Here is a 12345-nt window from a genome sequence, read left to right as displayed (position 1 = left end):
ACGAAGACGCGGAGCAGCCCCGGACGCAACTCGGACATGCGGAACAAACCCGCGTATTAGAGTTTGATCACCGACGTCCAACAGGCTTCGCCCCCACCCCTGCGCAATCATCCGAGGCCATCCTTCCTCCCAACAAGGAGCGGAGACGAGATCGCGTGTCCGACCTCTTGACGAAGGACATAAGAGCAATCCATGCCGCCGCTTGCTTCCTGCGGAAAAATTCGCTCCGTCTTCTGCTCGCAACGAAGGGCGGCGGGACGACCAGAGGGCGCGACAGCGGCCCAGCGGCCCTGGATCGCTTCGCTTCGCTCGCGATGACGACGCTATTCGCTGCCGGCTTGGGAGTTACAAAATGACAGGTTTGGGCGCCCAAGTCCCTGAATGGATGGGTCGCCTGCCAGACCTGCACGCCGGCCGCAAGGGGAGCGGTCGCGCCGCCCGGGAGGGAGCGCGTCTCACGCTCCCGGGCGGCGGGACGCGACTCCTCCCAGCGCGCCCTGTCCGCTCCTCGCGAACGCCCCCTTGCTGTCGCCAAAGCGACAGTCGCCCGGAATCTCCGCTGCAAACCCCTGAAAAGCCTCAAAACGCGCCCGGGCGCTGTCGGCGCCGCCTGCGCTGTCCTCCCCTGCGCAGCGCAGGACCAGCCGAAGGCTACGGGGGGACCGGCTGTCACCAAGGCAACCGCTAGAGCGGCGGCCGCGCCGCTCGACGGGAGGGCGCCCGTCCCCGGGCGGCGGGACGCCACCCCTTCCAGGGCGCGGGGCGCCGCCGCCTCAATAAATCTGCGTGCTCATCGTCAGCTCGCGCCAGATCTCGCTCACCGTCCAGGTCGTCTCCATCCGCCGATCGGTGTAGCGGGTGTGCAGGAGCTTGTGCGCCTTCTCGGAATTGGGCGATCCGAGGAAGTCGCGATAGAGGGCCTGCACCTGCGGGTTGTTGTGCGACTGCCGCGCCTTGGCGTTGCGGTCGATGGCGAAGAGCGTCTCGCGCCGCTTCTGCGCGTGGTTCAGGTAGTGCTTCTTCGAGCGCAGCGTGCCGCCGCCGTCGACGCAGCCGCCGGGGCAGGCCATGATTTCGATGAAGTCGAAATCCGCCGTGCCGGCGAGCACCGCCTCGACGATCTGCCGGGTGGGCTTGAGGCCGTGGGCCATCGCCACCTTGACCGCGCCGATCTCGCTGTTGAGGTCGACGGTCGCGGCGCGCACGCCTTCGAAGCCGCGCAGTTGCGACAGTTCGACCTGCTCGAGCTCCCGACCGTTGACGACGTAATAGATCGTCCGCAGCGCCGCTTCCATGACGCCGCCGGTGGTGCCGAAGATCGCGCCGGCGCCGGAGAACGCGCTCATGAAGGGATTGTCGAATTCCGACGGCTCGAGCGACCGGAAGTCGATTCCCTCGCGCTTGAGCAGGCGGGCGAACTCGCGCGTGGTCAGCACGACGTCGATCTCGGGAACGCCGTCGTGGACCAGTTGCGGTCGCACGATCTCGTCCTTCTTGGCGGTGCACGGCATGATCGACACGACGCGGATGCGCTTCCCGTCGAGCCCCATGCGCTCGGGCAGATAGGACTTGGCGATCGCGCCGAGAACCTGCTGCGGCGACTTGGTGGTCGAGAGATACGGCAGGATCTCCGGATAGTGCCGCTCGGCGAAGTTGATCCAGCCCGGGCAACACGAGGTGAAGGTCGGCCGCACGCCCCGCTTGAGCCGGCTCAGGAGCTCCGTGCCCTCTTCCATGATCACCACGTCGGCGGCGAAATTGGTGTCGAGCACGACGTCGAAGCCGAGCCTGCGGCAGGCGGCGATGATCTGGCCCTGGACGTTGGTTCCAGGCGGCAGGCCGAATTCCTCGCCGAAGCCGACGCGGATGGCGGGGGCGAATTCGACCACCGTGATGATCTCGGGATCGTACAGGTAGTCGATCACCTTGTCGGTTTCGTCGCGCTCGCCGAGCGCGCCGGTCGGGCACACCAGGACGCATTGCCCGCAGGTGACGCAACTCGACACGCGCTGCGACGCCCCGTCCTTCAGGCCGACGAAGGTGCCGTGCTGGGTTCCGCTGATCACCAGGGCGTCGACGCCCTGGCCGTGGCGGCACATGGCGACACAGCGCTGGCAGCGGATGCACTTGGTCATGTCGCGGATCAGCGCCGGCGACGAGGTGTCGACCGGCCGCTCGGCGATGAGCGCCGGATCGGCGAACCGGCTCTGGCGCAGGCCGACCGCCTGGGCGACGTCCTGCAGCTCGCAATTGCCGTGACGGATGCAGGTCGCGCATTCGTGGGCGTGGTCGGCCATCAAGAGTTCGACCTGCAGCCGCTGCATCTCGCGCACCTTGCGGCTGCGCGTCTCGACCTCCATTCCCTCCTGCATCGGCGTGTTGCAGGCGGTCAGGATCATCGCGTTGTCGCGGCCGGGCATGGCGGCTTCGACCAGACAGACGCGGCAGGTCCCCGGCGTGTGGTCGATGTCGTCGAGTTCGCACAGCGTCGGGATATAGAAGCCGTGCCGGCGCGCGCATTGGAGGATGGTCTCGTTCGACCAGAACGTCACCGGCCGGCCGTTGATCCTGGCGCCGAGGCTCGCGGCGGGCTCGACGACGAAGGCTGTCTCATCCATGACTCAGGCGTTCCCTTGCGGAATGGGCTGCTCCGTGATCACCGAGTAGATGCGATAGCAGCGCAGGCAGCGGCTCGCTTCGTGATAGGCGTCCTCGGATGAAATGTTCTGCTCGACCTCCTCGAACATCTGTTTGCGGATGTCGGGGCTCAGCTCCGGATGGTGCACCCGGTGCAGGGAGCGCACCGGATATTCGATGCTGTCGGACGCCAGCATCTTGTGCGCGTTGAGGATGCGCCGCATCCGGGAGCGCGGCGAGAAGCGCACGTGTCCGAACTGCAGATAGTCGTCGATGGAGCGGGCCGCGTGCAGGCCGGCGGCCATCGCGTGGATCAGCGTCGCCGGGCCGCTGGCGCAGTCGCCGCCGGCGAACACCCCCGCGCGGCTGGTGGCGAGCGTTGTTTCGTCGACCTCGACGCAGCCCCACCTGTTCATGGTCACGCCGTCCTCGCGCGCCAGCGCGCCCTTCATGACCTCCTGGCCGATCGCCGCGATCACCGTCGTGCAGGGCAACGGCTTCTCAGTGCCCGGAATCGGCTTGACGCCGATCCGGCCGCGATCGTCGGGTTCGGTCTGCCGCATCTCGACGAGTTGGACCGCCGCCACCCGCCCGTCTTCGGAAACGATGCGCGCGGGGTTCGACAGGAAATGGAAGACGATCCCTTCCTGTTCCGCCGCCACGACCTCTTCGGCGTCGGCCGGCATGTCCTTGCGCGTGCGGCGGTAGACGAGATGCACGGTCTTGGCGCCCATGCGCAGCGCCGAGCGCGCGCAGTCCATCGCGACGTTGCCGCCGCCGACCACCACGACGTCGCCAGCGAGCCGCGTCTCCTGCTTGCCGGCGACGTGGTCGTGCACTTTGAGCAGGAAGGCGATGCCGGATTCGTAGCCGGGCGTCGAAGGATCCTCGTCCTTGACCCCGAGCAGCGTCCCCTGCTGGCAGCCCAGCGCCAGAAACACCGCGCGATAGCCGCGCGCGAACAAGTCGTCGACGCCGTAATCGCGCCCGAGCGCCTTGTTGAACAGGAAGCGGCCGCCGAGCGTCGTGATGATGTCGGACTCCGAGCGCAGCACGTCCTTCGGCAGCCGGTAGCTGGGGATCCCGATCGCCGCCATGCCGCCGGCTTCGTTCGCCGCCTCGAGCACGTCGACGCGGTAGCCGCGCAGCAGCAGATGGTAGGCGCAGGCGACGCCCGCGGGCCCCGCCCCGACCACCGCGACGCGCATGTCGGGACCGAACGACGGCGCCGTCATGCTGCGCGTGAACTGCAGCGCGTGCTCGCCCGACTGCTGTTCGGACACGTAGCGCTTCAGGATCTTGATGCCGACCGCCTTGTCGACCAGGTTGCGCCGGCAGGCCATCTCGCAAAACCGCACGCAGACCCGGCCGCACGTCGCCGCCATCGGGTATTTCTGCAGGATCACCGCGAGCGAATGGAACGGCTTGCCGTCGCGGATATAATCGATATAGCGCGGCACGTTGATCTTCGACGGGCAGGCCTCGATGCAGGGCGCCGTCATGTAGGTCATGCCGTTCTGGTCCGGCGCGCCCCCGGCGGCGACTTCCTTTTCGATGATGTCGCGGAAGTGGGTGAGCGCGGCGATCAGCGCCCGGGCGCAGCTCTGTCCCAGGCCGCACAGCGACGTCTCCGCCATCTGGCGGGCCATCTGATCGACGCCGTCGAGGTCGAGCGGACCCTTCTTTCCCTCGCGCATCGCGCCGAGCGAGTCGCGCACCAGCAGCGTGCCCATGCGGCACGGCGTGCACTTGCCGCAGGACTGGTCCGCAGCCTCCTGCATGTAGCGCCAGAAGGCGTCGATCAGGCTGACCTGGGGGTCGAACACGAAAAACCCGCGGTCGCCGAAGAAGGCGCGAATGGCGTTGCCGTCGTTGAATTCGTCGAACCCGCGCAGGCCGGGAATCGGGATCGGCTCCCCTTCCCGTTCGAGACGGCTGTCGTGCACCTCGCCGTCCCAATACCCGTATGCCACTCGCGTCATTGTCGGGGCGCCTCCTGCAACCTGGCGCCCGAAACAATAGCGCTTGACGGGCTCGTCTTGGTTGAGATCAATTGCCGCAGCGCTTCGCGCGAGGCTGCCGCATCCGCGCCGAACGCGAGCCCGAAGCCCGGAGACTGCCTGAAACCGGGCCGCTGCGCCGCTTGCGCGCGCCAGGCAGGCGCGACGGAGCGGCGCGACGCGACCATTTGCCGCGAACTCAAGTCATTCGTAGAATAGAGGTATTTCCCGATCCGCGTCCGGACTCAGGCCTCGCTCGCGGCGGTCCGTCTCGCGTAGTGCGGCGAGCAGCCCCATTCGTTCCAGCCTACCCGGCGCCCGACCGCGGCGATGCGGCCTTCCAGGCAGCCCCGGCAATCGGCGCGTTCCTCGTCGACGCACGGCTTGTTGTCGTAGAGTTGATAATTCTTGCGAACGTCGCGCGGAGAAATGTTTGGCATGACGATGTTGGCGCCGTAGGCGACGCCTCGCTCGCGGCCGTCCTCGAACAGGGTCTGCAGCGCGGTCGAGGCGGCGAGGTTGACGTCGCGCAGCACCAGTCGCGTGACCGCCAGCATGTTGAGCGACAGCTGCATCAGCGGTCCCTTGTCCATCATGCCGTCCTCGACCATGTCGGCGCCGAGCGAGGTGATGTAGGGGCCCATGCCGAGCATGTCGACGTCGCGCCGGGCGTAGAAGCGGATGTCGTCGCAGAGGTCGGCGAGCGTCTGGCCCGGCAGGCCGATCATGCCGCCGGTGCCGACCTGCATTCCGGCTGCGCGGATGTCGTCGAGCGCGCGCAGGCGGCTTCGCCAGGACTTCTCCATCCGCTTGCGGTCGCGCGCCGGATGCAGGCGCGCGAACAGCTCCGGGTTGGAAGTCTCAATGCGCATCAGGTAGCGGACGCCGTCGTGCTCGCCTGCCGCCTCGCGCCAGCGCCGGTACGTGGCCGCGTCCTGCTCGCCGAGCGACAGGGTCAGCCCAAGCCCGTGCGGCAGCGTTTCCGACACCGACTCTCGCCGGATTTCGCGGATGCACGCCTCGACGAAGCGGATGAATTTCTCGTCGCGCCGTTCCCCCGACTGCAGGCAGACCGAGCCGTAATTGTTCTCGGCCGCCCACAGCGCGCTCTCGACCACCTGCCGCTTCGACAGAACGTAACGCGGCAAGCCTCTGTTGTCCTTTCGGATGCCGCAATAGCGGCAGTTGAGGCGGCAGACGTTGGAGAATTCGAGGAGGCCGCGGTAGTGCACCGCGTCGCCGATCACCCGGCTGGTCAGGTCGAAGGACGCGCGCCGCAGCGCCTCGCAATCCGCGGGATCGTCGAGGCCGAGCAGATACACGATGTCGGCGTCGGAGAAGGCGTCCTGCCGCAGCACCCGCTCGAGGCGCGAGGCCGGCGACGGCGCAGCGATGAAGTCGGGAACCGTCGCGCAGCCGTGCGCGACACAGCCGCCGGCGGCGCAGCTCGCGGGCCCGCAACCGGACATCGCCGGCGCCCGCGGCGCGCCCGCGACGTGCACGGCTGGAGACGGCGCGCTCATAGCGCCTCCGCCAGCGCCTTGCGCCTCGCCGCCTCGTAGGCGCTCAAGGCTTCCGGAAACGGTTCCAGCGACCGCTCGAGGACGCCCTGAACGACCGAGATCGCCAGGCCGTAGTTGGTCATCGGAACGCCCTGCCGCTCGGCGCGATAGAGCCACGACAGCATGTGCCGGCGCGTCACCATGCAGGCGCCGCACTGGATGATGAGCCGGTATTGCGAGACATCCTCGGGAAAGTGCTTTCCGCCGCTGAAGTCGATGCGGAGGTCGCCGCCGGCGAACTGGCGCAGCCAGCGCGGAATCTTGACCCGGCCGATGTCGTCGCAGATCAGGCCGTGGGTGCAGGCCTCCGCCACCAGCACCCGGTCTCCGGGCCTCAACCTGTGCAGTACGGCCGCGCCCTCGGCCAGGCGCACGAGGTCGGCCTTCAGCCGCGCCATCAGAATCGAAAACGTGGTCAGCGGAATGTCGGGCGGAGTGTCGGCCGCCGCCTTCAACACGATCTGGGAGTCGCAGATCACCAGCGAGGGCGCCTGCCCGCTCATGTCCAAGGCGCCGGTCAGCTCGCGTTCCTTCACCACGAGGCATGTCGCGTCCGCGTCGAGGGTTTCGCGGATCGCCTGCACTTGCGGCGGGATCAGCCGACCCTTCGGCGCGCCGAGATCGATCGGCACGACGAGCACGACGAGGCCGCCCGCCGGAACGAGGTCGGCGACGAGCGGCGGTTCGAGGATACGCTCTTCCGGCGCGAGGCGGATCAGCGACTCGCGCAGGCCGTCGAGGTTGCGGCCGGTCGTCACGGACACGGCGACCGCCTCGCCCGCGTCCGCCACGAGCGCGCGCGCTTCGTCCAGAGAAGGCCCGCCGAGATCGGACTTGTTGAACACGCACAAGGTCGGCGTCTCACGCGCGCGAAGCCTCGCGATCAGCTCGCGCTCGAACGGCCCGAGGCCGGTCTCGTCCGAGAGCACGAGGGCGATGTCGACGCGTTCGAGAACCTCCCGGGTCTTCGCCGAGCGCAGCGCGCCGAGATCGCCGACATCGTCGACGCCCGCGGTGTCGACAAGGACGACTGGCCCGAGCGGCGGCATTTCGATCGCCTTCTCCACCGGATCGGTCGTGGTGCCCGCGACCTCGGACACGATCGACATCGGAAAGCCGAGCAGCGCGTTCATCAGGCTCGACTTGCCGACGTTGCGCCGGCCGAAGAGGCCGATGTGCATGCGCAGGCTTTTCGGCGTGTCGAGCATGGGTCAGCGCCTTTCGCTGAACGGGCGCGGGGCGGCGCCGAGGTGCGTCATGGTCGCCGGCGACAGCAGCCGGTCGAGCTCGGCGTCGTCGATCAGCCCTGTCTCGCGCGCGAGCTCCCTGACAGCACGACCCGTGCCGCGCGCAGCCGCGGCGATCCGGGTCGCCTCCTCGTAGCCGAGTGCGGGCACGAGCGCGGTGACCACCGCCCAGGACGTTTCCACCTGCCGCGCGGCTTCGGCCGCATTGACGCCGATCCTGGCGATACAGCGCTCGGCGAACGCGGCGTCGGCAGCGATCAGCGAGGTAAGGCCGTCGAGCAGCGACTGGGCGACCAGCGGCAGGAACGCATTGAGCTCCAGCTGGCCCGACTGGCAGGCCGCGGTGATCGCCGCGTCGTGGCCGATCATCGCCATCGCGGCTTGAGCGACCGCCTCGCAAATCACGGGATTGACCTTGCCGGGCATGATCGAGGAGCCGGCCTGGACGGGCGCGAGCGCGAGTTCGTTCAGGCCCGCGCGGGGGCCCGACGCCATCAGGCGGATGTCGGAGGAGATCTTGAAGAGATTGACGGCATGCGCCTTGAGGATGCCCGACACTTCGACGAACACGTCGACGTTCTGGGTCGCGTCGAGAAGGTTTTCCGCGCGCGACAGATTGAGTTTGGTGACGTCCCGAAGCGCGCCGACGACCCGAAAAATGTAGTCGCGCGGCGCGGCGACGCCGGTGCCGATGGCGGTGGCGCCGAGATTGACGACCCGCAGCCGCTCCTTGCACTTGAAGACGCGCCAGCGGTCGCGCGCGATCGCCTCCGCCCAGGCGCCGAAGGTCGCGCCGAAGGTAGTGGGGAGAGCGTCCTGCAATTGCGTGCGGCCCATTTTCAGCAGGCCCGAGAAGGCGGCTTCCTTGTCTTGCAGTTCGAGCTGAAGGCCGGCGATCCGAGCTTCGAGACGATCGAGCAGTCTAAGCGCCGCGACCCTCAGCGCGGTCGGAAAGACGTCGTTGGTCGACTGGTGCAGGTTGACGTGGTCAATGGGGTGGATGCGGGCGTAGTCGCCCTTGCGAAAGCCGAGCCGCTCGGCCGCCCGGTTGGCGATCACCTCATTGACGTTCATGTTGAGCGACGTGCCCGCCCCGCCCTGCAGCCCGTCGACGCGGATCCATTCGTGCAGCAGCCCCCCGGAAACCTCCCGCGCCGCCTCGCAGATCGCGGTCGCCGCCTCCGCGTCGAGCGCGCTCAAGGAGCGGTTGGTCAGGGCCGCCGCTTCCTTGACGGCCGCCATCGCCTTGATCAGCTCAGGATGACAGGGACGGCCGAGAACTGCGAAATTTTCCAGCGCGCGCGCCGTATGGACACCGTAATAGGCCTCGGCGGCAACGCGAAGGTCCCCGATGAGGTCGTGTTCGACGCGGAAGGCGCACTGTTCGCTCATGGGATTGGACTCTCGCGCAGGCGTCCCATCATGCGGCGGTTGTGTTCAACCTTCCCCCGGGGGGCCAAAAGCCGCAGGATGAGCGGTCGCCGGCACACGCCTAGTAGAATATGTCGCGCTTGCCGTTTTCGATGGCCTTCAGTTCCTTGACCGTTTGCCGGCGGATGGCGGCGGAAGGAATTTCGGCGAGGTGCTTTTCGATGGTCCGTTCGCCGACCGCGCGCGTCTCCGGCGAGGCGTAGTCCATCAGATATTCCTTGAACGTCAGGATCGCGTTGGGCTCGCAGACCTTCTGGATCCGCCCGCTCTTGGCCAGCTCCATGAATCGGTCGCCTGTGCGGCCGTTGCGGTAGCAGGCGGTGCAGTAGCTCGGGATGTAGCCGGCCTCGCAGATGTGGCGGAGAATCTCGTCCGGCGTGCGATCGTCGTGCACCTGGAACTGCGGGGTCGAGTCCGGCTCGGGTGGACGCCGCCCGTCCGCGAAGGCGTCGAGCTTGGCCTTGTAGCCGCCGACGCCGACACAGGAGCCGGCGCTCATCTGCGAGATGCCGAGATCGATGATCTCGTCGCGGAACTCCGGGTCCTCGCGGGTGGAGATGATCATGCCGGTGTAGGGTACGGCGAGCCGCAGCACGGCGACGATCTTCTTGAAGTCGTCGTCGCCGACGAGATGCGGGAATGCCGTCAGATCGACGCCGGCGGCGGCGCGCATGCGCGGGAACGAGATGGTATGCGGGCCGACGCCGAACGTCTCCTCGAGATGGCGCACGAGCATCATCTGCGCCACGACCTCGAAGCGATAGTCGTAGAGCCCGTAGAGCACGCCGGTGCCGACGTCGTCGATGCCGCCATGCATCGCGCGATCGAGCGCGGTGACGTGCCAGTCGTAATTGTGCTTCGGCCCCTTTCGATGCATCCGTGCGTAGGTGTCGCGGTGAAAGGTCTCCTGGAACAGCACGTAGGTGCCGGTCCCCGCTTCCTTCAGCCGGCGGTAATCTTCGACCGTGGTCGCGGCGATCTGGACGTTGACTCGGCGAATCTCGCCGTTGTTCTCCTGCGTCTCGTAGATCGTCTTCATCGCCTCGAGCACGTAGTCGATCGGCGTGACGACCGGGTCCTCGCCCATGTCGAGCATGAGGCGCTTGTGGCCGAGCTTCTCGAGCGCCTTCACCTCGTCGCGGATCTCGTCCATGGTCAGGCGCTTGCGCACCGCGTCGCTGCCCTTGTGGTAGCCGCAATAGGCGCAATCGTTGATGCAGTAGCTGCTGAGGTAGAGGGGCGCGAACAGGACGAGTCGCCGTCCGTAGATCTTCTGCTTGACCGCCAGTGCCGTCTGGAAAACCTTCTGCAACAGCGCCCTGTCCTCGAGCTGGATCAGCGCGGCGACCTCTCTGAGGTCGAGGCCCTTGGCCGCCGACGCCTTGTCGATCATGGCTTCGATTTCGGCCGGCGGCGTTGCCGCCGTCTCGGCCAGCAGCCTATGGATCAGCGGTTCGTCGATGAAATCGGACTTGTCGGGCCTCACTACCGCTTCTCCTCCTCGCGCTTCGCCTGCCCCGCTCGCCACGATCACGACGGGCGCTTCCCTCCCATCCGGCTCGCCCATTGGCGTGGGCGACCGGGGCGCGAGACGATCGTCACCGCCGAGCGGCGATCGAAGCCGATCGAACCAGACTTCCCCTATCGGGAGGCGTCGGCCTCGCCGAATCCCGCGTGTCGGTGGCGAAATCGGTGGCGCTTGCTGTGACTTAGATAACGTGATCGCCTGCCGGCCAAAAGCCCGCTGCGGCGATCCGCCGCGCGGCCTGGTGACGCCGGAATCCACGACGGGCGCCACGGGCTACGCAGTCCGCGTCCGCCCGACGGGCGCAGACGCGTGGTCGCGCCCGGCTGCTGTCTCGGTTCGCCGTCCGGCGCTTCGCTCCGCCTCCGCCAAGGCCTGCGGCTCGACCAGCAGCCCTTGGCGCTCGTATCGGCCTCGGGTCCGGCTGAACCGCACCACCACCGCATGTCGAGCGCTGCCCGCCTTGGCTCTCCGCGTGACCAGGGCGTCGCCCGCCGGCAGATATTCGAGATCGCCGAGGCCGACACAGCGCAGGCACGCAGGCCCCGGATCCTCCATCATCAGGAAGTCGCCGGCGCCGCCGCAGCGATGACATTTCCACTCCCGGTTCAGCGGGATGACCGCCACCAGCTCAGGCGGGCGGCTCGCCTTTTCCGCCACGCGCTCCCGCGTCTTCTCGGACAGCTCCGGCGACAGCCAGTGCGTGCGATACGCCGCTTCGATCGCGGCGTCTCCGCTGGCGCTGAAGCGCAGCGACTGGCGCTGCGGGCTGCGCGCGAGATAGTCCGTCGGACTGGCGATCAGGCCCTTGGCGGCCGCCCAGACGCGCAACGCCGCCAGCGCCTCAGCGCCGCGCATCGGATCGACGTGGAGGGCTTCCTCGAGGCATGCGACCTGCCCGCGCCGCCAGCGCTCCATCGTCGTGAAATCGAGCCACCCGATCCCCATGAGGATGTCGACGGCGGTTACGACATGGTCGGCGGCGAGGACCTGTTCAGCGGCCCTCGCGACACGGTCGGCAAGGGGAACCTTGTTCTTCCGGCCCATTGGCGACCTCCCTCAAAGACGCCGGGTGCGCCGCTTCCAAGCGTCGTCCCACAGTGTGCTCCTGTCCGCGTCGAACACCAGCGCCGGATCGGCCTCGGCGGTCGCCCACGCGCCCGCCTCGATCTCTCTGTCGAGTTGGTCGGGTCCCCAGCCAGCGTAGCCGAAGGCCACGAGACTCTTGGCCGGCCCGCTCTTGTTGGCGATATCCTCGAGGACCTCGACGCTCGACGTCAGGGACAGCCGGTCGGTGACGGCGATGGTCGCGGGCTTTCGATATTCGGCGCTGTGAACGACGAAGCCGACCTCCGGCTTGACCGGGCCGCCCGCGAACACCCGCACGCTACCCGTGACGCCGACGTTCGTGGCGCCGACCGCCTCGAGCAGGTTCGCGAGCGGCTCCTCTGCAACCGGTCTGTTGAGGACAATTCCGATGGCGCCGGCCGGGTCGTGCTCGACGACCAGGATGACCGTCCGCTCGAAATGCGGGTCGCCCATCTCGGGCGCCGCGACGAGGAACTCGCCGGCCAGCGAAGGGGGCGGCTGCCGCTCTTCCTGCCCGGTCGGCAAGGCCGCGCCGAGGAACCCCGTCTGCACACCGACGGCGACGACGACGAAGGCCAGACGAGCGATCGCGGACATGGCTCACCGGAAAGCGTTCGGACGCGTTCAGGCTAGCACGGGTCAGGCGTCTCCAAAAGCGGACGCCGCGTCGCCGGCAGGGCGATCGCATTTCAAAACAGGGTGAGGAGGTGGGCGAGGTAGGCTTCGTCCCAACCGGCTCGTTTGAACTTGCCGCGGAGTGAGCCTTTCTCGCCGTCTTTCTGCATGACGTTCAGGACCATGTGGCGGAGAACGGCGAGATTTTCGGGACCGTTGCCCAGACGGCTGCGGTCCTG

General features: G+C 67.8%; 8 protein-coding genes. All 8 read right to left on the bottom strand.

Annotation, left to right across the window (positions count from 1 at the left end):
* Window positions 1-773: 773 nt before the first annotated feature.
* Window positions 774-2618, bottom strand: a complete 1845-nt coding sequence (locus DFR50_RS30835; protein ID WP_113894131.1) for a [FeFe] hydrogenase, group A — start codon at window positions 2616-2618, stop codon at window positions 774-776.
* 3 nt (window positions 2619-2621) lie between these two features.
* On the bottom strand, window positions 2622-4619 hold the full coding sequence (locus DFR50_RS30830) for an FAD-dependent oxidoreductase (protein ID WP_113894129.1): 1998 nt from the start codon (window positions 4617-4619) through the stop codon (window positions 2622-2624).
* A 263-nt stretch (window positions 4620-4882) separates the two neighbouring features.
* Window positions 4883-6160 (bottom strand): [FeFe] hydrogenase H-cluster radical SAM maturase HydE, encoded by a 1278-nt coding sequence (gene hydE, locus DFR50_RS30825; protein ID WP_210209096.1) that lies wholly within the window; start codon window positions 6158-6160, stop codon window positions 4883-4885.
* Window positions 6157-7407 carry a [FeFe] hydrogenase H-cluster maturation GTPase HydF gene (hydF, locus tag DFR50_RS30820; protein ID WP_113894127.1) on the bottom strand — a complete coding sequence of 417 codons (1251 nt, stop codon included), beginning with the start codon at window positions 7405-7407 and terminating at the stop codon, window positions 6157-6159. The genes hydE and hydF overlap by 4 nt, the downstream gene beginning before the upstream one ends.
* Before the next feature lie 3 nt (window positions 7408-7410).
* Window positions 7411-8838 carry an aspartate ammonia-lyase gene (locus DFR50_RS30815; RefSeq protein ID WP_113894125.1) on the bottom strand — a complete coding sequence of 476 codons (1428 nt, stop codon included), beginning with the start codon at window positions 8836-8838 and terminating at the stop codon, window positions 7411-7413.
* Window positions 8839-8938: 100 nt separating this feature from the next.
* Window positions 8939-10363, bottom strand: coding sequence for a [FeFe] hydrogenase H-cluster radical SAM maturase HydG (hydG, locus tag DFR50_RS30810; RefSeq protein ID WP_210209095.1), 1425 nt, complete (start codon window positions 10361-10363; stop codon window positions 8939-8941).
* Between the two features lie 315 nt (window positions 10364-10678).
* Window positions 10679-11449, bottom strand: coding sequence for a hypothetical protein (locus DFR50_RS30805; RefSeq protein WP_210209094.1), 771 nt, complete (start codon window positions 11447-11449; stop codon window positions 10679-10681).
* Window positions 11450-11461: 12 nt separating this feature from the next.
* Window positions 11462-12088: a YqgE/AlgH family protein gene (locus DFR50_RS30800; RefSeq protein ID WP_113894121.1), complete on the bottom strand. Its 627-nt coding sequence runs from the start codon at window positions 12086-12088 to the stop codon at window positions 11462-11464.
* Between the last annotated feature and the right edge of the window lie 257 nt (window positions 12089-12345).

Origin of the sequence: Roseiarcus fermentans (assembly GCF_003315135.1) — a bacterium.
Taxonomy (GTDB): Bacteria; Pseudomonadota; Alphaproteobacteria; order Rhizobiales; family Beijerinckiaceae; genus Roseiarcus; species Roseiarcus fermentans.
The sequence above is the reverse complement of the archived record's forward strand: the minus strand, read 5'-3'. Positions and strand labels throughout refer to the sequence as shown.